Annotated in this window: 21 protein-coding genes and 1 riboswitch; of the genes, 1 reads left to right on the top strand and 20 read right to left on the bottom strand. The window is 30.9% G+C overall.

Going from position 1 to position 25,236, the window contains the following annotated elements; translation table 11 throughout:
- Positions 1–34: 34 nt before the first annotated feature.
- The 12 genes from BD821_RS07720 to hemA all read right to left on the bottom strand — a co-directional run bounded on the left by BD821_RS07720 (position 35) and on the right by hemA (position 13,151).
- Positions 35–658, bottom strand: a complete 624-nt coding sequence (locus BD821_RS07720; RefSeq protein ID WP_104409985.1) for a precorrin-8X methylmutase — start codon at positions 656–658, stop codon at positions 35–37.
- Positions 659–726: 68 nt separating this feature from the next.
- Positions 727–2,064 (bottom strand): cobyrinic acid a,c-diamide synthase CobB, encoded by a 1,338-nt coding sequence (locus BD821_RS07715; RefSeq protein WP_104409984.1) that lies wholly within the window; start codon positions 2,062–2,064, stop codon positions 727–729.
- Positions 2,065–2,068: 4 nt separating this feature from the next.
- The gene (locus tag BD821_RS07710; RefSeq protein ID WP_242971476.1) at positions 2,069–3,172 is read right to left on the bottom strand and encodes a pyridoxal phosphate-dependent aminotransferase; all 1,104 of its coding nucleotides are present in this window, start codon (positions 3,170–3,172) and stop codon (positions 2,069–2,071) included.
- 92 nt (positions 3,173–3,264) lie between these two features.
- Positions 3,265–4,224 (bottom strand): adenosylcobinamide-phosphate synthase CbiB, encoded by a 960-nt coding sequence (gene cbiB, locus BD821_RS07705; RefSeq protein WP_104409983.1) that lies wholly within the window; start codon positions 4,222–4,224, stop codon positions 3,265–3,267.
- A 13-nt stretch (positions 4,225–4,237) separates the two neighbouring features.
- Entirely contained in the window at positions 4,238–5,722 is a 1,485-nt protein-coding gene (locus BD821_RS07700) for a cobyric acid synthase (protein WP_104409982.1), read from the bottom strand.
- A gap of 11 nt (positions 5,723–5,733) precedes the next feature.
- On the bottom strand, positions 5,734–6,579 hold the full coding sequence (locus BD821_RS07695) for a sirohydrochlorin cobaltochelatase (RefSeq protein ID WP_104409981.1): 846 nt from the start codon (positions 6,577–6,579) through the stop codon (positions 5,734–5,736).
- A gap of 55 nt (positions 6,580–6,634) precedes the next feature.
- A complete protein-coding gene (hemL, locus tag BD821_RS07690; protein WP_104409980.1) occupies positions 6,635–7,921 on the bottom strand; it encodes a glutamate-1-semialdehyde 2,1-aminomutase in 1,287 nt (428 codons plus the stop codon).
- A 1-nt stretch (position 7,922) separates the two neighbouring features.
- Positions 7,923–8,894, bottom strand: a complete 972-nt coding sequence (gene hemB / locus BD821_RS07685) for a porphobilinogen synthase (RefSeq protein WP_104409979.1) — start codon at positions 8,892–8,894, stop codon at positions 7,923–7,925.
- Positions 8,895–8,912: 18 nt separating this feature from the next.
- Complete coding sequence (cobA, locus tag BD821_RS07680) at positions 8,913–10,388, bottom strand: uroporphyrinogen-III C-methyltransferase (RefSeq protein WP_104409978.1); 1,476 nt, start codon at positions 10,386–10,388, stop codon at positions 8,913–8,915.
- Between the two features lie 15 nt (positions 10,389–10,403).
- Entirely contained in the window at positions 10,404–11,276 is an 873-nt protein-coding gene (gene hemC, locus BD821_RS07675) for a hydroxymethylbilane synthase (RefSeq protein WP_104409977.1), read from the bottom strand.
- Positions 11,245–11,997 carry an NAD(P)-dependent oxidoreductase gene (locus tag BD821_RS07670; protein WP_104409976.1) on the bottom strand — a complete coding sequence of 251 codons (753 nt, stop codon included), beginning with the start codon at positions 11,995–11,997 and terminating at the stop codon, positions 11,245–11,247. Before BD821_RS07670 ends, hemC begins: the two co-directional genes overlap by 32 nt.
- A complete protein-coding gene (gene hemA / locus BD821_RS07665) occupies positions 11,955–13,151 on the bottom strand; it encodes a glutamyl-tRNA reductase (RefSeq protein WP_169994063.1) in 1,197 nt (398 codons plus the stop codon). The genes BD821_RS07670 and hemA overlap by 43 nt, the downstream gene beginning before the upstream one ends.
- Before the next feature lie 139 nt (positions 13,152–13,290).
- Positions 13,291–13,461: riboswitch (cobalamin riboswitch) on the bottom strand.
- 205 nt (positions 13,462–13,666) lie between these two features.
- Here hemA and mscL point away from each other — a divergent pair.
- Positions 13,667–14,083 (top strand): large-conductance mechanosensitive channel protein MscL, encoded by a 417-nt coding sequence (gene mscL / locus BD821_RS07660; protein WP_104409974.1) that lies wholly within the window; start codon positions 13,667–13,669, stop codon positions 14,081–14,083.
- Positions 14,084–14,161: 78 nt separating this feature from the next.
- Here mscL and purD read toward each other — a convergent pair whose 3' ends face one another.
- The 8 genes from purD to BD821_RS07620 form a co-directional block, all read right to left on the bottom strand.
- Positions 14,162–15,409 carry a phosphoribosylamine--glycine ligase gene (gene purD / locus BD821_RS07655; protein WP_104409973.1) on the bottom strand — a complete coding sequence of 416 codons (1,248 nt, stop codon included), beginning with the start codon at positions 15,407–15,409 and terminating at the stop codon, positions 14,162–14,164.
- 14 nt (positions 15,410–15,423) lie between these two features.
- Positions 15,424–16,926: a bifunctional phosphoribosylaminoimidazolecarboxamide formyltransferase/IMP cyclohydrolase gene (gene purH, locus BD821_RS07650; RefSeq protein WP_104409972.1), complete on the bottom strand. Its 1,503-nt coding sequence runs from the start codon at positions 16,924–16,926 to the stop codon at positions 15,424–15,426.
- A 53-nt stretch (positions 16,927–16,979) separates the two neighbouring features.
- A complete protein-coding gene (gene purN / locus BD821_RS07645; RefSeq protein WP_104409971.1) occupies positions 16,980–17,558 on the bottom strand; it encodes a phosphoribosylglycinamide formyltransferase in 579 nt (192 codons plus the stop codon).
- Positions 17,546–18,544 carry a phosphoribosylformylglycinamidine cyclo-ligase gene (gene purM, locus BD821_RS07640; RefSeq protein ID WP_104409970.1) on the bottom strand — a complete coding sequence of 333 codons (999 nt, stop codon included), beginning with the start codon at positions 18,542–18,544 and terminating at the stop codon, positions 17,546–17,548. Before purM ends, purN begins: the two co-directional genes overlap by 13 nt.
- Positions 18,545–18,551: 7 nt before the next feature.
- Positions 18,552–19,958, bottom strand: a complete 1,407-nt coding sequence (gene purF, locus BD821_RS07635; protein ID WP_104409969.1) for an amidophosphoribosyltransferase — start codon at positions 19,956–19,958, stop codon at positions 18,552–18,554.
- Positions 19,959–20,055: 97 nt separating this feature from the next.
- A complete protein-coding gene (gene purC, locus BD821_RS07630; RefSeq protein WP_104409968.1) occupies positions 20,056–20,757 on the bottom strand; it encodes a phosphoribosylaminoimidazolesuccinocarboxamide synthase in 702 nt (233 codons plus the stop codon).
- A complete protein-coding gene (gene purE / locus BD821_RS07625; protein ID WP_029452951.1) occupies positions 20,757–21,236 on the bottom strand; it encodes a 5-(carboxyamino)imidazole ribonucleotide mutase in 480 nt (159 codons plus the stop codon). Before purE ends, purC begins: the two co-directional genes overlap by 1 nt.
- Positions 21,237–21,255: 19 nt before the next feature.
- Positions 21,256–25,107: a phosphoribosylformylglycinamidine synthase gene (locus tag BD821_RS07620; protein WP_104409967.1), complete on the bottom strand. Its 3,852-nt coding sequence runs from the start codon at positions 25,105–25,107 to the stop codon at positions 21,256–21,258.
- Positions 25,108–25,236: the final 129 nt, after the last annotated feature.

The following is a 25,236-nucleotide window of genomic DNA, read 5'->3' as shown; positions in this document are numbered from 1 at the left end:
ATTTTATACCACTTCTATATTAGATAAGATAACATTATCTTTCCGTTATCATATATAAGAGTGCATTTACTATGGATGCAGCCACACCGCTTCCACCTTTCCTACCTCTTATAGTTATCATAGGTAGATCCATTTTTTCTATTTCTTCCTTTGATTCACTAGCCCCTACAAACCCTACAGGTGCTCCTATAATAAATGCTGCTTTTCCAATTCCACTTTCTGTAAGTTCTTTAAGTTTAAATAGGGCTGTAGGTGCATTCCCAAAAACAAAGAATTCTACTCCCTCGTCTAAAGCTGTTTCTACCGCAGCCATAGATCTTGTTATTCCTTTTTCCTTAGCTAACTTAAAGGTTTCTTCTTTATTTACATAGCATATTACCTTACAACCTAGTTGTTCTAAAGCCTTTTTATTAATTCCAGATAAAGCCATATTAGTGTCAGTATATATTGTTATGCCCTTTTTTAATAATTCTTTTGCCTTCTCTATAGAACCTTCTCTTATATATATTAAATCCTTATATTCGAAATCTGCTGTAGTATGTATAACTCTTTTTACTATTAATAGTTCTTCCTTTGAAAAACTACTTTCTCCCATTTCACTGCCTATTATCTCAAAACTCTTTTTTTCTATATCCATTGGTATCTTTATATAATCCATTTAATCACTTCCTTTATATTTTTAGTAAAAGTTATTTAAAAATCTACCTTTACCATATTTAAGTTTTATTATGTATCCTTCTTAATTTTTACCCTTTTTAATAAATTGTCTATAAAATCTATATTGTTATAAAAGTGTAAGTGAGCATAAGATCCTAATGTATTATTTTTATAATAACCACAATTCCATACCTTTGTATTACCATTGTAAAGAATCTTTTTTAATTCATAAATCTTTTCTTCCTCTAAGTTTACAGAAGACTTATGAAACTCGTGACAATTCATTGTAAATCCTTTTGGTAATAATTCATTACCTTCAGTAACTTTAAGGGTAGCATACCCAAAATTTTGAAGTCTTTTGTTCATAACTGCATCGCCCTTAAAGAAACCAACCATTTCACTGCCTTCTATAGAATCACAAAGATACATAAGACCTCCACATTCAGCATAACAAAATGTTCCAGATTTTAGTGCTTTATTTATACTAATCCTCATAGACTCATTTTTACTTAATTCTTCTTTAAATATTTCTGGATATCCACCACCTATATATAAAAGGTCCGTATCCTTTGGTATACACTCATCATTAAGAGGACTAAAAAACTTAACATTTGAAGCCTTTTTTAATATTTCAATGTTTTCTTCATAATAAAAAGAAAATGCCTTATCTCTAGCTATAGATACATTAATATTACTATATTTTATATCTCTTATTGGTTCGTAGCTTAAGGTTACTTCCTTAAAACTTTCTAGTAAAGATTCCATATCTATATGCTTATAAGCAAGATCGCTTATATAATCTATCTTTTCCTTAAGATCATGTATTTCGCTGCTTTGAACAAGTCCTAAGTGTCTACTGTCAAGGTTAATATTTTCATCCTTTGGTATATATCCAAATACTTTTAAATCACAATGCCTTTCTATGGCAAGCTTTAATATTTGATAATAACTTTCGGTTATATTATTAAGTATTATGCCTGCTATATTTACATCATCAAAGTTCTTTATACCATTTATTTCTGCACAAAGAGTAAGACTTTGCCCACTAGAAGATATTATAAGAACCACAGGTAAATTTAAGGTTTTTGCTACATGAGCTGTAGAATATATATTATCTATTCCTTTACCATCATATAGCCCCATAACTCCTTCTATTATGCCTAAATCTTTTTCTTTGGAATTTTCATCATATATTTGTTTTACTGCGTCTTCTCCTGTTAAAAACAAATCTAGGTTTCTAGATTTATTTCCAGTTATATAACTATGAAAGGCTGTATCTATATAGTCTGGTCCCACCTTATATGGCTGAACCTTGTATCCTTTTCTTATAAGACTACTTATTATACCTAAGGTTACTGTAGTCTTACCTCCACCACTTTTATTAGATGAGAATATTATACTTTTCATATTCTTACACCTCTTTTTCTATAACTTTTAGCTCTTTTTCTATGGCCTTTAACTCTTTTACTAAAATAGAATTTTTATAACTATCCTTTACTGCAAATCTTACATTATATTCGTCAAGACCCTTGTAATTATCACAAACTCTTATTAGTATATCTTTTTTTAAACAGTATTCGTAAAGCCTTTTTCCTGTTATACCCTTTAATCTACACAACAAAAAATTTCCTGAAGATTTATAAATAACCTCTATGAAATCTATATCCTTTAGTGATCTTACAAGTATTTCTCTAGAAGACTCTATCCAATTTAAGCTATCTTTAATATAATCTTCATCTTTTAATACTTCTAAAATAGCCAGTTCTCCAAAACAATTTATATTCCAAGGAATTTGCTTATTTTTCAATGTATCTATTAATTTTTTATTCTTACTTACTCCATATCCTACCCTTAAACCAGGTAGTGCAAAAAACTTAGTTAAAGCTCTTATTATAAATAGACAGTTATAACTTTTAATATCTTCTACAAAACTTAAGGATTCATTACCTGCAAATTCAATAAATGCCTCATCAACAATAACTGTTATTGAGTTTTTCTCACAAATATCTAATATTTCATAAAAGCTTCTTTTATCTATTAACCCTCCATTAGGATTATTAGGATTTCCAAGTATTAAAGCATCATAATTTAATACACTTCTTTTAATATCTTTATAATCTAACTCCATATTACTATCTAAATAAGAATATCCTATTTTAGAAGAAGACTTTTCTGCACATTCTTCATATTCTATAAAAGATGGAACAACTATTAGAATTTTATCAAAATTGCTAAGTGCTAGCTGTATTATTTCTGCTGCCCCATTACCAAGTATTATTTCTTCCTCTTCTACTAAACCTTTTAGATATTCTTTTATTGACCTTTTTGATTCCCTGTAATGTATATCAGGATATCTTTCAATTGCGTTTATAGCCTTATCCATATTTTTTATAAACGACTTTGGCACCCCTAAAGGATTTACATTAGAACTAAAATCTAAAAGCTTTCTGTTTTTAAATAACCCTTCTGTATATATATCTCCACCGTGCTTTGCTACAGGTTTATCTATTTTCAAATTTATCCTCTCCTACTACCTAAAAACTAATGAGTTCTTAATACATATCCACTTAATATTTTGTAATTATAACTATTGTACATTGATTAAAATTAAAAATTGAACTTAATGTAGGATCCATAAATTATTAAGTAAAAGAGATAAAAAAGCACTTCACTAAAATACATAATTTTAATAGTATCTATTATATGTACTGATTCAAGTTCTATTTTTGCATCTCCAATAGTAGGCTTTTCTACAATCTTACCAAAATAATTGTTAGCGCCACCTAATTTAATATTTAATGCTCCTGCCACAGCACCTTCAGGATAAGCACAATTAGGACTCTTATGATTTTTTCTATCTCTTATCATTATTTTAAATGAATGTTTAATATTTCCATTAACTAATGGCGATACAAGACACATTAGCACTCCTGTAATTCTTGCAGGTATATAGTTAAACACATCATCAATCTTTGCTGGAAAATATCCTATATACCTATATCTATCGTTCATATACCCAAGCATAGAGTCCATTGTATTTATAGCCTTATATAACATAGCTAAAGGAGCTCCACCAAGAACTGCATAAAACAGTGGTGCAATCACTCCATCAGCAGTATTTTCTGCTACTGTCTCTATATCTGCTCTTATAATTTCTTTTTCATTTAAACCTTCTGTATTTCTTCCTACTATATAAGATAGGTGAAGTCTTGAAGCTTCAATATCATCCTTTATTAAATCATCATGTATCTTTTTACCTTCTTTATGAAGACACCTAGCGGCTATCGTTGTCCAAAGGAAAAATATATTAATTATATGATATATTATCTTGTAATTGCTTATTAATCTTAGAATGATATATGGAATTCCAAAGCTTAAAAGACATAATACAATTACTATAAATAACCCATAACCTTTTAATTTCTTTTCGTCCTTAATTACTTTTCTCCCTTTGTTTTCTAAAAACTTTATAACCTTCCCCATATATATGGTTGGATGAGGAAATGAATATGGGTCACCTATTATCCAATCTATTATTATAGCCAAAGCTAAATCTATTAAAATCAACTTTTTACCTCCGCTATTTAAGATTTATTATTTTATATATCTTATTCATATCTAAACTTTCTCTTACTATTTTAGCCAACTTATCTAATTCTTTTTCACGAAGGCTTTCATAGCTTGGAGATTCTTTTTCTTGTAATAATTTCTTTTTCCTTATAGGGTTTAATATATATTGTCTAAAGGTTGGAGCATCAAATATACCATGGATATAAGTACCCATTATATTCCCTTTTAAGTTAACTCCTCCATCATACCCTACCTCTTCTTTATCATTAACTTTATTTATCTTTATTATAGGTTTGATTTGTGGAGATTTTATAGTTTTCCCAAGATGTATTTCATAGCCATATATATTGTTTTTACTTTTAGAGGTATTAATCAAAGATCCTTCTACCCTAGTCATAGTTTTTTCTTTTTCAAATATAGTTTCTATATCTAAAAGCTCTAAAGCTTTAACTTCTTTTTCATCAGTTTCTATACAATAAGGATCTTTTATAGTGTTTCCAAGCATTTGATAACCACCACATATACCTATTATCATATTGTCATTACTATAATCTTTTATTACATCCTCAAGCCCTGTATCCCTTAAAAATAGCAAATCTTCTATAGTATTTTTGCTCCCTGGTATTATAACAAGGTCTGGACTCCCAAAATCCTTCTTATCTCCTACAAATCTTATGGATACGTCCTCTTCACAGCTAAATGCATCAAAGTCGGTGAAATTAGATATATGAGGAAGTTTTATTACCACTATATCTATATCTTTAGTAGACTTATTATTAAAGGTAATGGCGCTATCTTCATCCTCAAGTTTTAAGGTAAAGTGAGGCACAACTCCAAGACAAGGTATTTTTATTATATCTTCAATCATATCTATACCTGGCTTTAATATGTCAACATCGCCTCTAAATTTATTTATAACAAAGCCTTTAACCCTAGACTTTTCTTCTTCTTTTAATAACATCATAGTTCCTGCAAGAGAAGCAAAAACACCACCTTTATCAATATCACCTACTAAAATAACCGGTGCATCTACAAGCTCTGCCATACCCATGTTTACTATATCTCTATCTCTTAGGTTTATTTCAGCAGGGCTTCCAGCCCCTTCCATAACTATTGCATCATATTCACTTTCAAGTTTCATAAAATCTTCTTTAAGCATATCTTTAAATATAGGCTTTAATTCGTGATATTCCATAGCTGAGGTATTTCCATAAACCTTTCCCTTTACTATAACCTGGCACCTTTTATCTGTAGTAGGTTTAAGCAATATAGGATTCATATATGCCTCTGGTTCAAGTCCTGCAGCATAAGCTTGAAGTACTTGAGCACGGCCCATTTCCTTTCCATCTAAGGTTATATAGGAATTTAAAGACATATTCTGTGATTTAAAAGGACAAATTTTATATCCATCTTCTTTTAATATTCTACAAAGAGCTGTTACCAAAATACTCTTTCCTACTGAGGATGCAGTACCTTGAACCATAATTTTTGACATATTATCTTCTCCTACCCAAACAAATTTTTTCCTTTTGAAGTCTTACCTAAATTATCATATCTTTTATCTATAGCATCTTTTATGTGATCTACATAAACATCTTGAAACTCAGATATTTCACCTAGTCCATGCATATGTATATTCACTTCAAATCCTTCTGCCTCTAAGATGCTTTTCCATGAATCATCTTCATCACTTGCCATATCGTTCTTTGCATGATCACCTGCTACAACCATCAAGGGTGCTAAAGTTAATTTGTTCATGTTTTTAGCCTTTAATTTTGGGATAACATCTTCTAACGTAGGATATCCTTCTACATTAGCTACTATAACTTTGTTATATCCTTTATCTTTTAAGACTTGTTGAAAACAAGTATATGCTGCATTAGAGTAATGACTTGTGCCATGCCCCATAAGAACTAAGTTGTCATAAGAATTTAAAAGCTTATCTATAGCTTCTATTAAAATACTATAATCATCTGGTATCTCTTCTTCATGACCTTTAAAATAAAGCATAGGTCTTCCTACCTTAATACTGTTGAAATATTTTTTAACAGTATACTGATCTACCACATCTTTTATATAATCAAATTCAGCACCTGGTATTATATGAAGTGGCTGAACTATTATATCTTCATAACCATCTTTATATAACTTTTCTAAGGCTTCCTCTGGTGTAAGCTCTATTATGCCATCTCTTTTCTTTAAAATATTTATTATAATATGAGCTGTAAAAGCTATCCTAACTTCGTAATCTTTATAAGCTCTCTTTACCTTTTCCTCTATAGCATCTATAGTAACTTTTCTAGTATCATAATAAGTTGTTCCAAATGATACTAAAAGGATTGCCTTTTTCATAATTTCACCTCTAAAATTTATTATTTATTTTTCATCTGTAAACCCTTATAATATATTATTTACAACTAGGATCCCAACTTCTTAAAGCATCTAAAAACTTTTCTATGTGACATTCTTTCATCTTTACATTTAAGAATAACGCTTCAAATTGTGAAGGTGGTAAGTTAATACCTTTTGTAAGCATATGCTTAAAATATGAAGCATATAATTTAGTATTACTTAGCTTTGCATCATCATAATTTTCTATCTTATCTAAATCACTAAAAAATATAGTAGACATAGCGCCACATCTATTTATTACTACATTTATATTTTTCTCTTTAGCTACTTGTTTTACGCCATTTTCTAATAAGGCTCCTAACTCTTCCATTTTAGAATAATACTCTGGATTATTATATAATTTAGTTAAGGTAGTATATCCTGCTGCCATAACTAAAGGATTTCCAGACATAGTTCCAGCTTGATATACGGCACCTAAAGGAGATAGCTTTTCCATAATATCAGCTCTTCCACCATAAGCACCTGAGGGTAATCCACCACCCATTATCTTAGCGAAAGTAGTTAAGTCTGGCTTTACTCCATAAAGGCTTTGAGCTCCCCTGTAAGCTACTCTAAACCCACTCATGACTTCATCAAACACCAAAAGAGTTCCATTTTCTTTACATAACACGCTAAGCTCTTTTAAGAATTCCTTCTTTGCAGGTATTACTCCCATATTACCAGCTACAGGTTCAATTATAACTGCAGCTATATCTGTGCCACAGGCATTAAATATGGACTTTATACTCTCTATATCGTTGTAATTTGCAATAAGAGTGTTTTTTATACTATCTTGTGGTACCCCAAGTGATCCGGGTATACCTTCTGTCATAACTCCAGAACCTGCACTTACTAAGAACCCATCAAAATGTCCATGATAACATCCTGCAAATTTAATTATTTTATCTCTACCTGTATATCCCCTAGCAAGTTTTATAGCACTCATAGTAGCTTCTGTACCGGAATTAACCATTCTTACCATCTCTAAATTATCCAAAGTTGTGCACATATGTTTTGCGAGCTTTAATTCAAGGTTTGTAGGTGCACCAAAAGCTATAGCGTCCTTTACAGTATCCTGTATAGCCTTTACTACATCTTCATCACAGTGACCTAGTATCATAGGTCCCCACGCCCCTACAAAATCTAGATATTCTTTTCCTTCTTCATCATATACATAAGTGCCACTACCTTTTTTTATTACAGGTGGTGTTATATCTAAATCTTTAAATGCTCTAACAGGACTATTAACTCCTCCTGGCATATATATTTTAGATTCCTCAAAAATCTCATCATTTTTATTCATTTTAAAGATCCTCCTTTATCCATTTAGCTGCTTCAAGTGCATAATATGTTATTATCATATCTGCCCCAGCCCTTTTTATAGATAATAGCATTTCTAAAGCAATGGCCCTTTCATTGACTAGCCCCTTTTCAGCTGCTGCCTTTATAAGTGCATATTCTCCACTTACGGAGTAAGCTGCTATAGGATAATCAAATCTATCCTTTGCAAGTCTTATAACATCTAAGTATGATAGGGCAGGCTTAACCATTATTATATCAGCACCTTCTTCAATGTCGCCTTCAATTTCTCTCATAGCTTCCTTTACGTTTCCAGGATCCATTTGATAGGACTTTCTGTCTCCAAATTGAGGAGCTGAATTAGCAGCTTCTCTAAAAGGGCCATAAAAAGCTGATGAATATTTAGCACTATAACTCATTATTGATACAAATGTATAATCCTCTTTATCTAAAGTCTCTCTTATAACACGAACTCTTCCATCCATCATATCGGAAGGCGCAACCATATCTACTCCAGCTCTTGCATAAGATAAAGAAATTTTTGCTATGATTTCTACTGACTTATCATTTACTATTTTAGTTCCTTCTATAATTCCACAATGACCATGGTCTGTATATTGACACATACATACATCTGCTATAACCCATAAGTCTTTATTAAGCTCTTTAACTTTTCTAATAGCTCTTTGAACAATTCCATTATCATCATAAGCAGAAGAAGCACAACTATCTTTGTGATCTGGAAGCCCAAAAAGTATAATACCTCTTATAGATGATTCTTTTATCTCTTCTAATAACTCTTCTAATTTATCAATTGAATAATGATAGGTACCTGGAATAGAAGTTATTTCCTCTTTTATATTTTCACCTTCTACTACAAATACAGGAAAAATTAAATCTTTAACCGACAGTGTAGTCTCCCTTACCAAATCTCTTATTTCTATTCTCTCTCTTAGTCGTCTATTTCTTTTAATCATTTAAAAATCTCCATTCTATTATTTATTGTCATATAACTCTAAAAGCTTATTTATTATTCCATCTTCTGAATATTCATCGCAACTTACACACTTTAATCCCTTATCTAATATTGATTTTTCTGTAATAGGGCCAATTGCTATTATGTGTTTTTTGCTTATATTATTAAGACCAACTAAAGTTACCATATTGTTAAAGGTAGATGGACTTGTAAAAATAACTGTATCTACATCTTCAAAGGAATTTACATTTTTATTATCTCCAAGTGCTGCATCATATATGTTTACTCTATCTACGTTTGCTCCAAGTTCTTTTAAATTATCTGTAATATAATCTCTAGATTTTAAAGAGCAAGGTATAAGCACATTATCCCCTATTTTAATTGTTTTTGATAATTTTCTAAATAAATCCTCTGCAACAAATTGATCTGCTATTATATCAGCTACCACGTGGTTCTCTAACAAAGCCTTATAAGTTCCACTACCAATACATGCAAATCTTCCATTTATATTTCTTATATCTATAACCTTTTCCTTTAGATACTTAAAAAATAAATTTACTGCATTTACGCTTGTAAATACCACATAATCGTACTTTGGTAATTTCTCTTTATATTCATCTAGATTACATATATCTTCTTTTATTTTTATAGAATTTATCTCAGTTATATCTGCTCCTAAATCCTTTAACTTTTCCCCTATAGACTTAGACTGCTCTTTTGTTCTAGTAATGCATATATTTCTACCAAAAAGAGGTTTCTTTTCCTTCCAGTTTAATTTACTACTAAGTTCTACTACGGAACCTACCATTATAATGCAAGGTGATACCAATTTAGCTTCTGTTACTCTTTCTAAAATGTTACTAAAATCACCTATAACAGACCTTTGCTTTGAAGTTGTACCTCTCATAATAACTGCGCAAGGGGTAGCTTCATTCATACCTTCTTTTTGTAAATTTCCAATTATTATCTCAAGTTTATTAAGTCCCATTAAAAATATTATTGTTCCTTTAAGCTTAGACACTGTATTCCAATCTATATTTAACTTATCTTTAGCCATAGCTGTAAATACATGAAAGCTTTGACTTATACCTCTATGAGTTACTGGTATACCAGCATAACTAGGTACTGCAATAGCAGAGGTTATTCCAGGCACTACTTCAAAACTTATATTTTCTTCTATTAAAGCTAAAGCTTCTTCACCGCCTCTACCAAAAACATAGGGATCTCCACCTTTAACTCTACCTACAATATGCCCCTTTTTAGAAAGCTTTATAAGCATCTCATTTATTTCTTCTTGGGTTTTATAGTGACTTCCTGGTTCTTTTCCACAATAATATATTTCACAATCTTCATTTAGATACTTTAAAATATTACCTCCAATAAGTCTATCATATAATACTGCCGTACAACTTTTCAAAGCATTAACAGCCTTTATAGTAAGTAAATCTTCATCTCCAGGTCCTGTTCCAATAAGAAAAACTTTTCCATATTCCATCATATTCCCTCTTTTCTATGCTTTAATAATTTTTTCTCCTAAGTACCTTCCAAGTTTTAAATAGTCTTCTTTATTTCCTACAATATCTTTTTTTACTATCCTTCCCCCTACATCATAAAGTCCTACAATATACATTATCTGTCCTTCTAGGTGTGCATAGGCCCCTATACAACTATGGCAGTTTCCATTAAGAGTTTTCATGAATTCTCTTTCCGCATCCACACAAATTTTATCATCATCGAAGTTAAGATTTCTAAATATATTAGCACTTTGTGATTCCTTTAAAATTTCAATACCTAAGGCACCCTGACCTATAGCTGGTACAAACTCAAAGGGATCGAAATAATCAGTTATTATATTTTCCATATCTAATCTTTTAAGTCCTGCTGCTGCTAATATTATTCCATCTAACTTTTCATCTTCCATCTTTTTAAGTCTTGTCTGTACATTACCTCTTATTGGTACTATGTCTAAATTAGGATTTAGTATCCTGAGTTGAGCAGCTCTTCTTATGCTGCTAGTACCTATTTTCAAAGTCTTATTTCCCGAAAAAAAGCTTTCCCTATTGCGAGAGATATAAGCATCCCTTACGTCTTCTCTCTCTGGTATTGCAGCTATTTCAAAACAAGGTTCTAAAGCAAAGGGCACATCTTTCATACTGTGAACAGCGGCATCTGCCCGTCCTTCTAGTAAAGCAATTTCTATATCTTTTACAAATACACCCTTACCACCTATTTTATCTAAACTAACATCAAGGTTTTTATCTCCTTTAGTTTCTATTAATAATTTTTCGCTTTTTATATTAGACCTTTTGTAAATAAGCTCCATTATTATTTCTGTTTGAACTTGAGCTAAGTTACTTTTCCTTGTAGCAATTTTCATATTCAATCAATTCCACTCCTAATAAATTAATTAACCTAGGATAAAACATTACCAATATTTGCCTTGAATAACCTTTATCAAAATAAAATTCAAAATCTTCATTTGAAATAAATTTTAAGATTTCTTTTTTAAAGGTTTCTTCCTTAACTATTTTCCTTATATAATTTGCAAAATCTACAAACCCATCAAGCTCATTTAAAGATTTTACTATTGAGCCTGCCATGTATCTAGATATACTAGGGTTTCCTTTTTTTACATTCAATGCAAAGGCAACTTCCTTTGAACTTAGTTGCATAGGCACAACAAAGTTTCCATCTCTAAAATTATGACAAGTAACATATAGCTTACTTAAATTTTCACATTGCTTTTGTATTATTTTTGTAATATCACATTCCTCAATAGCTATAACAATTAAATGTTTATCTAAAATATAGCTTTCTTTATATGTATCTTTTATAATATTTATGCCATTTCCATGGAATTCATCAAATCTTTCATCAAATCTTGTAGCTAATACCCATACATTACAACCCTTAGCTATAAAGGATTTAGTTTTAATGTATCCAGCTTCTCCTCCACCAACTATAAGCACACGGATCTTATTTGAAATCAATGATATAAAAGAAAAGTCTAACGTTTCAAGGGAAGAATTTGACTCATCTTTTGAGTTCGTTAAATTAGAACTTAATTCTTTAAAAGAAAAATCTTTTCTATTATCTCCTGACACTTACTATCACTTCCCTTTAATTTTTCTTCTTTCAATATTTCCATAGCTCTATGCACGTAATACTCTGAAGTGCTTTTTAGTAGTACCTCTACTAATTCCTCATTATTTTTTGTATATTTTTTTCTATTATAGCTTTTAAGTCTTTCCTCATATACATTGTTACTTGACTTAGTTATTTCTTCAAAAAGTGGAGCTAATTCTCTTAATTTTTTCCAGTTCATAAATTCTTTAATATGATCTTCTATTATATATCTACACTTTTCCATTTGGATTTTTCTTTTATCCTTATTAGACTTATCCATTTTACTTATATCATCAATGTTATAAAGTTTAATATAATCTAACCCTTCTATTTTTGGATCTACATCTCTTGGTATGGACAAATCAAATATAGTAATTGGTTTATCTTTAACTTCATCCTTATATATAACTATATGAGGTGCTGAAGTACAACTTACTATTATATCTATATCTTTTATAAATTCATTTTTTTCATTATAAGATATAACCTTAACTCTAGGATCATTTAAGAATATTTTATTTGGTTCTCTTACCACAATAAATAACTTAGAAAACTCAAAGCTATTTATGTATTTATAGATGCGTTTTCCTACTTCTCCGAATCCTATTAACATTATATTCTTTTTATTTTCTTTAATTATTTCTTTTGCTACTATAGATGCTGAGGATACAGGTATTTTATATAACTTAGCTTCACTTCTAAACCTTTTACCACAGGCTATAGACATCTGAAATAATCTTTGAAGAGAATTTCCAATAGTATTACATTCTAGAGATACCCTATAAGATCTTTTTACTTGACCTAATATTTGATCTTCTCCAAGGATTTTAGAATGAAAGCCACTACAGACCTCCATTAAATGCTTAACGGCATTATATCCAGTAATCTTAAAAACATGTTCTATATATTTTTGATCCCACTCTAGTAACTTAAAAATACTTTCTATTTCAATATCATCTTCATTATTTGAATTTAAATATATCTCTGTTCTATTGCAAGTATTTATTATTACTGCCCCTTTTGATACTTTCATCATACTTTTCAAAGCATCTTTTTCCTTGTATACCATTATAGAAAGCTTTTCCCTTATTTCAATGGGGCAACAGCTTTTTATACCTATCATTTGAATCATTAAAATCATCTCCGAATGTCTATTTAAAAATATATCATTTTATAATAAATCAACATAAAAAAAACCCACAGGAACTGTGAGTTTATAACTTTTATATAAAAATCAATAAATTACAAACGCCACCTCCTTCCCTCCGAAGGACTAGCTAAAGATTAAGGCAGGTCTCCTGACTTACGTTTCATTCTCTTCCAACCTTCCCAGCTTCATTGCCAGTGGCTCGGATTCGTCTTCGTATACAGTAGCGGGGGCTGTAGTGTTTTACACTTTCCCTATTAAACTTATTAAAAGTACCATAATCTTATTATTTAATTTTACATCTATCATTATATAGTTATTTAAGAAAACTTTCAAGAAGATATTTATATTAGCAGTTTAACATGCCTGCAACCTTTATTATTATTTTAATCTAAAACCTTTTATAAAAGTGTTAATTTAACTTACCAATAATAATTATTGATAGAACCGTGTTTAAATGTTATACTTTTATTAATAAAAATTTAATAAGAGGTGATTTCATGTTAAAAGAGTTTAAAGAGTTTGCTATGAAAGGCAATGTAACTGACCTTGCTATCGGTGTAGTTATCGGTGCTGCTTTTGGTAAAATAGTTAATTCATTAGTAGCTGATATAATAATGCCTTTACTAGGACTTATTATAGGTGGTGTTAACTTTACAGACCTAAAAGTTGTTTTACGCCAATCTGCTGATCCCGAGAAAATACTAACCCTTAATTACGGTCAATTTATTCAAAATATTTTCGACTTCCTTATTATAGCTTTTTCTATTTTCTTAGTAATTAGATTAGTTAATAAATTCAAGCGAAAAGAAGAGGTTCAAGAAGAAATCAAAGAAGAACTTCCAACAACTGAAGAGGTTTTACTTACACAAATTAGAGATCTTTTAAGCAAAGATGCAACTAAAGAAATTTTATAATCATAATTTATAAAATTAAATTTTAAAAACCTATAAATATAGGCCTAAAAGGCTATACTATAGGTTTTTATTAATTACTTATATTAATCCTATATCTTTTCTATAATACATATCTTTAAAATTTATCTTGTTTACTTCCTTATAACAACGTTTTATACTGTCCTCTAGATCATTTCCAAGTGTCACTAATGAAATAACCCTTCCCCCTGAAGTCTTTAAATCTTTTCCTTCTAATCTACCACCTGATATAAATACATTTCCATCTATATTTTTATCTAAAGTTATATTAAACCCAGTATTATATTTACCTGGATACCCTAAAGATGCAATAACCAATGCGCAACTATTTTTATCTTCCCACTTAATTTCAAAACTTTTAAGTTTGCCACTGTATGCACTACAAATAACATCATAAAAATCACTCTTCATTAAAGGAAGGACTGCCTGTGATTCTGGATCTCCAAGTCTCACATTATATTCTAATAAATATACACCTTTTTTAGTAATCATCAATCCAAAAAATAAGAATCCTTTAAATTCTATTCCTTCTTCCTTTAATCCCTTAAGTGTAGGTTTTAAAATACCTTCATTAAATTCTTTCATAACATTATTTGTAACAAATGGATTTGGCGCTATAACACCCATCCCACCTGTGTTAGGACCTTGGTTGTTATCAAATATTTGTTTATGATCCTTTGCAGATATAAAAGGAATTAATGTATCTCCATCGGTAATTGAAAGTATAGAGGCTTCCACACCTTCTAAGAACTCTTCAATTACAACCTTTTTACCAGAGCCATTAAATATATCATCAATCATAAAATCACAAATTACTTTTTCTGCCTCTTTAAAAGAATTACATATAACTACACCTTTACCAGCTGCCATGCCATCTGCCTTTATAACGCAAGGATACCTACAATCTTTTAAATACTCTAATGCCTTTGGTGCAAAGGTAAAACTTTCATATTCAGCTGTAAGTATTCCATGTTTTTTCATAAATCTTTTTGAAAAGTCTTTACTTCCTTCTAAGCAAGCTGCTTTTTTTGAAGGTCCAAATATTTTAAGTCCTTCTTTATTAAACTCATCTACAATTCCCTTTATTAATAGCTCTTCTGGACCAACTATGGTAATATAAATTTCATTTTCTTTGGCAAATTTTAATAGCTCTTCTATGGTCTTTTCCCTTATGTTTTCGCATTTATTTTCCATTGCAGTACCGCCATTTCCTGGGGCACAATATATCTTTTCTACCTTAGGATTTTGTGATAACTTAAAGGCCATAGCATGTTCTCTTCCTCCAGAACCAATCAATAATATATTCATATTAGCCTCCTTTTTTAATGCTTAAAATGTCTTATGTGAGTAAGCACCATGGATACTCCAAGTTCATCACAAGCCTTAATTGAATCTTTATCTTTAATAGATCCTCCTGGTTGAATTATAGCTTTTATGCCATGGCTTGCAGCTTCTTTTACTACATCATCAAAGGGAAAGAATGCATCAGAGGCTAATACTAAAGCTCCCTTACCTCTTTCTAAAGCTTCCTGTGCTGCCCAAATCCTATTAACCTGTCCTCCGCCAATTCCTAAGGTTTTACCACCTTTTGCTACTACAATAGCATTAGACTTAACGTACTTAACTACCTTCATTGCAAAATTCATATCCTTTAATTCTTCTTCTGTAGGCACTATTTTAGTTACCACATCTAGGTCTTTAATTAAGTCCTTATCCTCTTCTTGAACTAAAAGACCACCATCTACAGATACTAAAGCATTAGTGCTTATAGGCTTATTATTACATTTAATAACTCTTAAATTTTTCTTTTTCCTTAAAACTTCAAGTGCTTCATCTTCAAAGTCAGGAGCTACAACAATTTCTAAAAATATCTCTATTAACTTTTCAGCAGTAGCCTTATCTAACTTCTTATTAAAGGCAACTACACCGCCGAATATAGATATATCATCACATTCATAGGCCTTTGTATAAGCTTCTAGGTTATCACGTCCTAAGGCAACTCCACAAGGACTATTGTGTTTTAATGCACAGCAAGCTATATCAGAAAATTCCATTACAACCTTAAAGGCGATGTCTAAATCTTTTATATTATTATAGGATAGTTCTTTGCCATTTAGTATTTCTATATTATTCATAGTACCTTCTTCTAATAAAGAATCATAATAAGCAGCCTTTTGGTGAGGATTTTCTCCATATCTTAAATCCTTAGATTTTTTATATACTAAATTCATATATTCTGGATACTCACTGCTATCCTCTAATAAAAACTTACTTATAGCTCCATCATAAGCACTAGTTAAGTTAAATACCTTTCCTGCTAAGGTTTTTCGAGTATTATAACTTACATCTCCACTTAAATCTAATTCCTCTATTATAGTCTTATAATCTTTTTTATCTGAAACTACTATTACATCCTTAAAATTCTTAGCTGCAGCTCTTAACATTGTGGGTCCACCAATATCTATAAATTCCACCTTTTCTTCAAATGTTATATTTTCTTTATACTTTTCAAAAAATGGATATAAATTAACTACAACTATATCTATTAATTCTATGTCTTTTTCTTTTAATGCTTTTATGTGAGAGGGTTCTTCCCTTTTTGCTAGTATGCCACCATGAATACTAGGATGCAAAGTTTTAACTCTTCCTTCTAGCATTTCAGGAAATCCCGTTACTTCCTCAACGTCTATAGCTTCGATATTATTTTCTTTTAAATATTTTAATGTTCCTCCTGTAGATATTATCTCCACATTAATACTCTTTAAAAACTTAGCAAAATCCACTATACCGCCCTTATCATATACACTTATTAAAGCTCTTTTCATGAAATTAAATCTCCCTTCTAATCCAAGATAACTGTTATAACCTTACTTTAACTTTAAACTTTACCCTCACTTATAAGTCTAATACCTTCTAAAAGGCATCTATGTTCTTCTTTAAGTACCTTTTCTTGTAATGTTTTAGGGCTTTCTTCCCCAGTTATATTTAAAGATTTTTGAAGAATTATAGTACCCATATCCACGTCACGGCTAACAAAATGAAGTGTACACCCAGTAATTTTATCCCCTGAGTTCAAAACAGCTTCATGAACCTTTATTCCATACATACCCTTACCACAAAACTTAGGTATTAAAGAAGGGTGTATGTTTATTATCTTGCCTTTATACCTATCTAATATTTCTCCTTTTAATATAGAAAGAAATCCTCCAAGAACAATTAGATCTACCTTATCTTTTATAATTTTTATTATTTCATCCCCTATATTTTCTCCATAAGTGTTTTTATCTAATACATAAGACGGAATACCTTGAAGGTTAGCTTTAGTAAGTCCTATAGCTTTTGGGTTATCGCTAATTACCATTTTAATTACACAATCAAGTTCTTTTTCATTAATTTTATCTATTATATATTGAAGGTTAGTCCCAGTACCGGAGATGAGAAAAGCTATTCTAAGCAAATCCCATCACCTCCAGAAATAATAGACCCTATCACATAAGCCTTTTCTCCCATCAAAGACAATTCTTTAACTACCTTTTCTTTTAAATTATCTTCTACACATAATATAAAACCTATTCCCATATTAAATGTATTGTAAGCATGCTCTTCATCTACACCTTTTTCCATTAAATATTTAAATATAGCTGGGATTTCATAGCTGTTTTTATTTATCTTAGCTGAATATCCCTTTGGAATCATTCTTGGAATATTTTCAACAAATCCACCACCAGTTATATGAGCCATACCTTTAATTTCAAATTTTTCTAGGATCTTAAGTACTGGCTTTACATATATTTTTGTAGGTGTTAATAAAATATCCCCTAACTTTTCTCCTTCTAACTCTACTTCAAGATTATCTACAATCTTTCTTATAAGTGAATAACCATTGCTATGTGGTCCTGAAGATGATATTCCTATTAGAGCATCACCTTCCTTTATATCTTTTCCATTTATTATTTTATCCTTTTCTACAACCCCTACAGAAAATCCAGCAATATCATATTCTCCATCCTTATAAAACCCTGGCATCTCAGCTGTTTCTCCTCCAACTAAGGAACATCCAGAAATTAAGCAACCATCAGATACTCCTTTAACTATATCGGAAGCTACGTTAGCATTTAGCTTTCCACAAGCTATGTAGTCTAAAAATAATAAAGGCTTTGCTCCGTGGCATAAAATATCATTAACACACATAGCCACACAATCTATACCAAAAGTGTCATATTTATTCATAGCAAAAGCTATTTCTAGCTTTGTTCCAACCCCATCTGTTCCTGAAACTATTACAGGATTTTTATACCCTTTCGGAATTTCAACCATAGATGCAAAGCTACCTATACTATTTAAAACTAAACTACTCATAGTTTTCTTAGCATGAGACTTTATCTTTTTTACTGCCTCATAACCCTCCTTTATATTTACTCCTGCTTCTTTATATGTGATCATAAAAACACTACCTTTCAAGATAATCTTTTGCGGTTTCTATAGGTGTATCTACAGGGTAGATACCACTAAAGCACCCAAGACAAAACCCTTCCTTTTCACCAAAGGACTTTACTACTCCTTCTTCACTTATGTAGCCTAAGCTGTCAGCTCCTATTTTTTTTCTTATTTCCTCTATGGTAAGATTTGCGCCTATAAGATCCTTTCTATAAGGTGTATCTATACCAAAATAACATGGATATTTAACCACTGGAGATGAAACTCTAAAATGAACTTCCTTAGCCCCTGCTCGTCTTAGCATTTCTACTAGTATTTTACTAGTAGTGCCCCTAACTATAGAATCATCTACAAGTACCACTCTCTTCCCCTTAATATTTTCTTTTAAAGGATTAAGTTTTAATGAAACAATTCTTTCTCTCATTTCTTTTGAAGGTGCTATAAAGGATCTTCCAACATATCTATTTTTAATAAATCCTATACCAAAGGGTATAGATGAGGCCTTTGAAAATCCTACTGCAGCTGCAAGTCCTGAATCTGGAACACCTACAACTATGTCTGCCTCTACAGGACACTCTTCAAATAATATTTCTCCAGCTTTTCTTCTAGACTCATATACACTTATACCATCTATAACACTATCAGGTCTTGCAAAGTATATATATTCAAAAGCGCATACCTTTGACTTTATCTTTTCTGAATAACTTATACTTTCTATTCCGTCTTCTCCAATTATTACTATTTCACCAGGCCTTATATCTCTAACAAATTCCGCACCTACCGTATCAAAGGCACAGCTTTCAGAAGATAAAATATAGCTGTCCTCAAGCTTTCCAAGGCATAAAGGTCTAATACCATTAGGATCCCTAACCCCAATCAATTTATCCTCAGTTAAAATAACCATAGCAAAGGATCCTTTTATAGCTTGAACTGCTGATATAACCGCCTTACCTATACCCTTTTTATAAGCTCTTGCAATTAAACTTAATACTACTTCTGAATCAATAGATGTCTGAAAGATGTTTCCTCCATCTTCTAATAATTCTTTTATAACCTCTGCATTTACTAAATTTCCATTGTGAGCTATGGCCATAGATCCAAACTTACAATTAGTTAGTATTGGCTGAGCATTTATTATATTGCTAGAACCTGTAGTAGAGTATCTTACATGACCTATAGAAGCATTCCCCTTAAGTGAAGATAAAGACTTTTCATCAAAAGCTTCGGATACAAGCCCCATACTTTTATGAATATTCATATTCTTACCATCACTAACAGCTATGCCTGCACTTTCTTGACCTCTATGTTGAAGTGCATATAATCCATAATAAGTAACCTTTGCAACATCTAAAGAGCTTTTAGAGTATACCCCAAAAACGCCACACTCCTCTTTAAACTTGTCTTTTATTTCTTCTATCATAATTAGATCTTCCCCTCCATAAGGTATGTTTAAATCTTTAAATATACCAATACCCTTATAACTTGCCCTTTATATTTTTAAATATCTTTTATTAAAACTATTTATTTATTCTTTTTAATATCTCTACATAAGCCTCTGTAACATTTCCAAGATCTCTTCTAAATCTATCTTTATCAAGCTTTTCTTTAGTTTTACTGTCCCAGAACCTACAAGTATCTGGTGAGATTTCATCTGCTAGAAGTATCTCTCCTTTGTATCTCCCAAATTCTAATTTAAAATCTATTAAATCTATACCTTGCTTTAAGAAAAAGTCCTTTAATATATCATTTATATTTCTAGTAATTTCATATATCTTTTTAAGTTCATCAAAGGTTGTAAGACCTAGAGCTACAGCATGATAATCATTTATAAGCGGATCTCCTAAATCGTCATCTTTATAACAAATTTCATAAACTGTAGTTTCAAGCTTTGTTCCTTCTTTTACACCAAGTCTCTTAGCCATGCTTCCAGCCGCTACATTTCTTACTATAACTTCTAAAGGCACTATATCAACCTTTAAGCAAATTTGTTCTCTTTCACTAATAGTTTTTATATAATGAGTTTTTATTCCTTTACTTTGTAGAAGCTCAAATAACTTTGAGGATATACTATTATTTAAAACCCCTTTGCTTTGAATTTCGCCCTTCTTCTCCCCATTAAAAGCAGTAGCATCATCTTTGTAATAAATCACCACTTGATCTTCCTTTTCATCTTGATAAACCCTTTTAGCTTTTCCTTCATATAAAAATTCTCTACTCATTACCACTCCACCCCTTCTTTATTATCGTTTATAAATTTTTCCTTCATGTCTTTTCTATATTTATTAAGACTTTCTTTTACCTTTGGATATTTTATAGAAAGAATTTGTGCTGCAAGTATGCCTGCATTATAGCTATTATTAATTCCAACAGTGGCTACAGGTATTCCTTTAGGCATCTGTACTATAGAATACAAAGAATCTTGTCCACCTAAAGCTGCATTTATTGGCACCCCTATTACCGGCAAAATGCTATGGGATGCTATAACTCCTGGAAGATGGGCAGCAAGGCCTGCTCCAGCTATTATGCATTGAAAGTCTTCTTTTTCTAAATCTTTAATAACTTCTAAAAGCTTTTCTGGTACCCTATGAGCAGATAAGATAAATGCCTTATATTCTATTCCAATCTCTTCTAATGCAGTAACAGCTCCCCTCATTATTTCTTTGTCTGATTTACTTCCAAATATAATTGCCACTTTCATCTATAAACACCCCTATCTTTTATTTAAAGTAATTAACTCCGGATTTAAATATCTTTTGGTCCATATTTCCTTCTATATTTTTATAAAGCCCTTCACCTATTCTCTCACTATGAGCCATCTTACCAAAAACTCTTCCATCAGGACTTAGTATTCCTTCTATAGCCCCTAAAGATCCATTAGGATTATAGTTCATTTCCATAGATGGGTTACCAAGTCTATCTACATATTGTGTGGCCACTTGCCCGTTTTTAAATAAATCTTCTATTACTTTTCTAGGTGCTACAAATCTTCCTTCTCCATGAGATACCGGTAATGTATGGATGTCCCCTATTTTTGTCTCTTGTAACCATGGTGAATTATTTGATACTATCTTTGTTCTTACCATAGTAGATACGTGTCTTCCTATACTGTTATAGGTTAAAGTTGGCATATTTTCTTCTATATCTAGTATTTCACCATAAGGTACAAGACCTAGCTTTATAAGTGCTTGAAATCCGTTGCAAATACCAATCATTAATCCATCTCTTTTATTTAAAAGTTCCATTACCGCCTCTTTTATATAAGGATTCCTAAATACAGTGGATATAAACTTTCCGGACCCTTCAGGTTCATCTCCTGCACTAAAGCCCCCTGGAATCATTATTATTTCACATTGTTTTATTTCTTTTGTCATTTCTTTTATTGACTCTTTTATTAAGCCTTCAGTAATGTTTTTAAAAACTCTTTCATTTACTATAGCCCCTGCCTTTTCAAATGCATTTCTTGAATCTTCTTCACAATTAGTACCAGGGAATACTGGTATAAATACTCTAGGTTTTGGAACTGAAATATTTAAGCTATTATAAGTTTTAGTGTACTTATTATCTTTTACATTAGCCGCACTGCTTTTTTCTTTGAAACAACCCTCAAATAATTCTTCTTTTTTTGTCTTAGTCTCAAATATACTTTCAAGAGGGCTCTCCCAGTGTTTAATTAAATCTTTTAAACTTATCTTTTCTCCAAAACCTTCTATACTACTATTATCCATAGTTATTCCTATAACCTTGCAATTATCAGAGTCTAAAATCTTAAATGCCTCTTTATCATCTTTAACTTCAATAACTATAGATCCATAAGACTTTTGAAGTAATTCTTCTTTACTTATATCTTGAATTTTTACTCCTATCTCATTTCCAAAACTCATCTTACAAATAGCCTCTAATGCTCCACCTTGCTTAACGCTCATAGCTGATAATATTAAATTTTTATCATTAAGCTTTTTAATGCTTTCAAAATTATTTTTAAGGGCTTCTATGTTTAAAGTTTTATCTTTACTCATAGGAGTCTTTATTAAAATCACCTTGCTACTGGTTTGTTTAAAATTTTGAGATATAACGCTTTTATAATGTGGTTCTATATCTACTGCAAAGCTTACAAGAGTAGGTGGAACGCTTATATCTTCAAAGGTTCCTGACATACTATCTTTTCCACCAATAGCTGCTATTCCTAGTTGTTTCTGGGCATATAAAGCTCCAAGCAAAGCTGAAAATGGTTTACCCCATCTTACCTTGTCCTCATAAAGCTTTTCAAAATACTCTTGAAGAGTTAATTTAATATTTTTATAATCTCCTCCTAAAGCTACAATCTTAGCTACAGATTCTATAACAGCAAAGTAAGCTCCATGGAAAGGACTCCACTCTGAAATTTTTGGATTATAGCCAAAGGTCATTAAACTTACAGAGTCTGAATGTCCTTTAGTTAGTGGTATTTTACTAACCATTCCTTCTGATGGGGTTCTCTCAAATAATCCTCCATAAGGCATTAATACAGTGCCAGCTCCTACAGTGCTGTCAAATCTTTCAACTAATCCTTTTTTACTACAAATATTTAAATCTTCTAGTACTTCTATTAATGTATCTTTAAAACTTTCTTCGCCTTTAAGATTAAACCTTTCACTTTCAATATCTTCTAATATGTCTTTTGGGTTGTTATCTAGCTTATAACTATCTAAATACGACTTTTCTTTTGGAGCTTTAATTAAAACATCTGCATAACTTTTAGCTCCATTAGAGTCTAAAAAACTTCTATCTAAATCTACAAAAACTTCATCTTTGTAAAGCATTCTTAGTCTATTATTATCTGTAATTTTAGCCACCATAGTAGCTTCTAAGTTTTCTTCTAAGGCAAACTTCACAAAACATTCCAAATTTTCATTAGATACTACCACTGCCATTCTTTCTTGAGATTCGGATATGGCTATTTCTGTAACCTGTAATCCTTCATATTTTTTAGGAACTTTATCTAAATATATATCTATACTTTCACTAAGCTCTCCTATTGCTACTGATACCCCACCAGCTCCAAAATCATTACATCTTTTTATAATTTTACTTACCTTAGGATTTTTAAACAATCTTTGTATTTTTCTTTCTACTGGAGCATTACCCTTTTGAACCTCTGCTCCACAGTATTCTATAGAGTTTTCTGTGTGCTCTTTAGATGATCCTGTAGCTCCTCCACATCCATCTCTACCTGTTCTTCCACCTAATAAAACTATTACATCTCCTAAGATAGGTTCTTCTCTAATTACATTTGAAAAGGGTGCTGCACCTATAACTGCGCCTATTTCCATTCTTTTCGCAATAAAGCCTTCATGGTAAATTTCCTCTACTTGACCTGTAGCAATTCCTATTTGATTTCCATAAGAGCTATATCCATTTGCTGCTCCTAAGGTTATAGTTCTTTGTGGTAACTTACCCTTTAAAGTCTTCTCTATATCTCCCCTTGGATCTCCGCTTCCTGTAACCCTCATTGCCTGGTATACATAAGCCCTTCCTGAAAGAGGATCTCTTATAGCTCCTCCAAGGCAGGTAGCTGCTCCGCCAAAGGGTTCTATTTCAGTAGGATGGTTATGAGTTTCATTTTTGAATAGTATTAAATATTTTTCTATACCATTTTCAGTATTTATATCCACCTTTATTGTACAAGCATTTATTTCATCAGATTCATCTAAATCCTTTAAAAGTCCTTTTTCTTTCATTTCTCTCATAGCTATAGTTGCTATTTCCATCATAGTTATATCTTTATCTTCTCTTTTTAAAAGGTTCCTCATCTCTTTGTATTCATCAAAGGCAATTTTTATTGGCTCTGTATAGATTCCATCTTCTATTTCTATATTTTTTATAGCTGTAGAGAAGGTGGTGTGTCTACAATGATCTGACCAATAGGTATCTATAACCGCCATTTCTGTGTAAGTAGGATTTCTATTTTCTTTTTTAAAATGTTCTAAACAAACCCCTAAGTCATCTCTAGTCATAGCCATATTTGATTTTCTATAAAAATCTTCTAATTCCACTCCTTTTAAATTAATAAAATCTTTGATGATTTCCTTTTCTGTTTTAACTTCATTTTCTTCTTTCTCTTCTTTTAAATTTACATCTTTAAATATATTAAACTCCTTAGAATCTACAGGGTTTATGTAATGTTTCTTTATCTTTTGTATTTCATCTTTTGTAAGTGAGCCCTTTATTTCTAGTATCTTAAAACACCTTATACTAGGACGCTCTCCCTCAGATAATATCTCTACGCACTCCTTTGCGGCATCTGCTCTTTGATCAAATTGACCTTTAAGATATTCTCTACCTATATAGTTATAATCTTCATTTATAAAAGATTTGTCTTCATATAAATTATCTATATTTTTTTCTGCAAAAATTGTGTATTTTGATTTATTATAAACATCCTCGCTTATACCTCTTATGCTATACCCATTAATTATTCTTACTTCTTCTATACTATTTATTCTAAGAATCATTATAAATTCTTCTAAAAGCTTTTTGCCCTCTAGATTATACTGTGATTTCTTTTCTACAAATATATTTTTAGTGTTCATCTTATCCCCCTATGATTTCAATCCATAAAATCCAATAGTTTACAAATAAAAAACATGAAGTACGGCTTATATGTAAACCTTTCTTCATGTTTTATCTTACAGAAATAGTTATAAATGTATAAATTAAGT

Source organism: Clostridium algidicarnis DSM 15099, from assembly GCF_002934235.1.
GTDB lineage: Bacteria > Bacillota > Clostridia > Clostridiales > Clostridiaceae > Clostridium_L > Clostridium_L algidicarnis.
The sequence above is the reverse complement of the archived record's forward strand: the minus strand, read 5'-3'. Positions and strand labels throughout refer to the sequence as shown.

Excerpts from the sequence above, each read along its gene's own strand:
- BD821_RS07720 (WP_104409985.1), bottom strand. The coding sequence starts at position 658 with ATGGATTATATAAAGATACCAATGGATATAGAAAAAAAGAGTTTTGAG.
- BD821_RS07715 (WP_104409984.1), bottom strand. The coding sequence starts at position 2,064 with ATGAAAAGTATAATATTCTCATCTAATAAAAGTGGTGGAGGTAAGACT.
- BD821_RS07700 (WP_104409982.1), bottom strand. The coding sequence starts at position 5,722 with ATGTCAAAAATTATGGTTCAAGGTACTGCATCCTCAGTAGGAAAGAGT.
- BD821_RS07695 (WP_104409981.1), bottom strand. The coding sequence starts at position 6,579 with ATGAAAAAGGCAATCCTTTTAGTATCATTTGGAACAACTTATTATGAT.
- hemL (WP_104409980.1), bottom strand. The coding sequence starts at position 7,921 with ATGAATAAAAATGATGAGATTTTTGAGGAATCTAAAATATATATGCCA.
- hemB (WP_104409979.1), bottom strand. The coding sequence starts at position 8,894 with ATGATTAAAAGAAATAGACGACTAAGAGAGAGAATAGAAATAAGAGAT.
- cobA (WP_104409978.1), bottom strand. The coding sequence starts at position 10,388 with ATGGAATATGGAAAAGTTTTTCTTATTGGAACAGGACCTGGAGATGAA.
- hemA (WP_169994063.1), bottom strand. The coding sequence starts at position 13,151 with ATGATTCAAATGATAGGTATAAAAAGCTGTTGCCCCATTGAAATAAGG.
- mscL (WP_104409974.1), top strand. The coding sequence starts at position 13,667 with ATGTTAAAAGAGTTTAAAGAGTTTGCTATGAAAGGCAATGTAACTGAC.
- purD (WP_104409973.1), bottom strand. The coding sequence starts at position 15,409 with ATGAATATATTATTGATTGGTTCTGGAGGAAGAGAACATGCTATGGCC.
- purH (WP_104409972.1), bottom strand. The coding sequence starts at position 16,926 with ATGAAAAGAGCTTTAATAAGTGTATATGATAAGGGCGGTATAGTGGAT.
- purM (WP_104409970.1), bottom strand. The coding sequence starts at position 18,544 with ATGATCACATATAAAGAAGCAGGAGTAAATATAAAGGAGGGTTATGAG.
- purF (WP_104409969.1), bottom strand. The coding sequence starts at position 19,958 with ATGATAGAAGAAATAAAAGACAAGTTTAAAGAGGAGTGTGGCGTTTTT.
- purC (WP_104409968.1), bottom strand. The coding sequence starts at position 20,757 with ATGAGTAGAGAATTTTTATATGAAGGAAAAGCTAAAAGGGTTTATCAA.
- purE (WP_029452951.1), bottom strand. The coding sequence starts at position 21,236 with ATGAAAGTGGCAATTATATTTGGAAGTAAATCAGACAAAGAAATAATG.
- BD821_RS07620 (WP_104409967.1), bottom strand. The coding sequence starts at position 25,107 with ATGAACACTAAAAATATATTTGTAGAAAAGAAATCACAGTATAATCTA.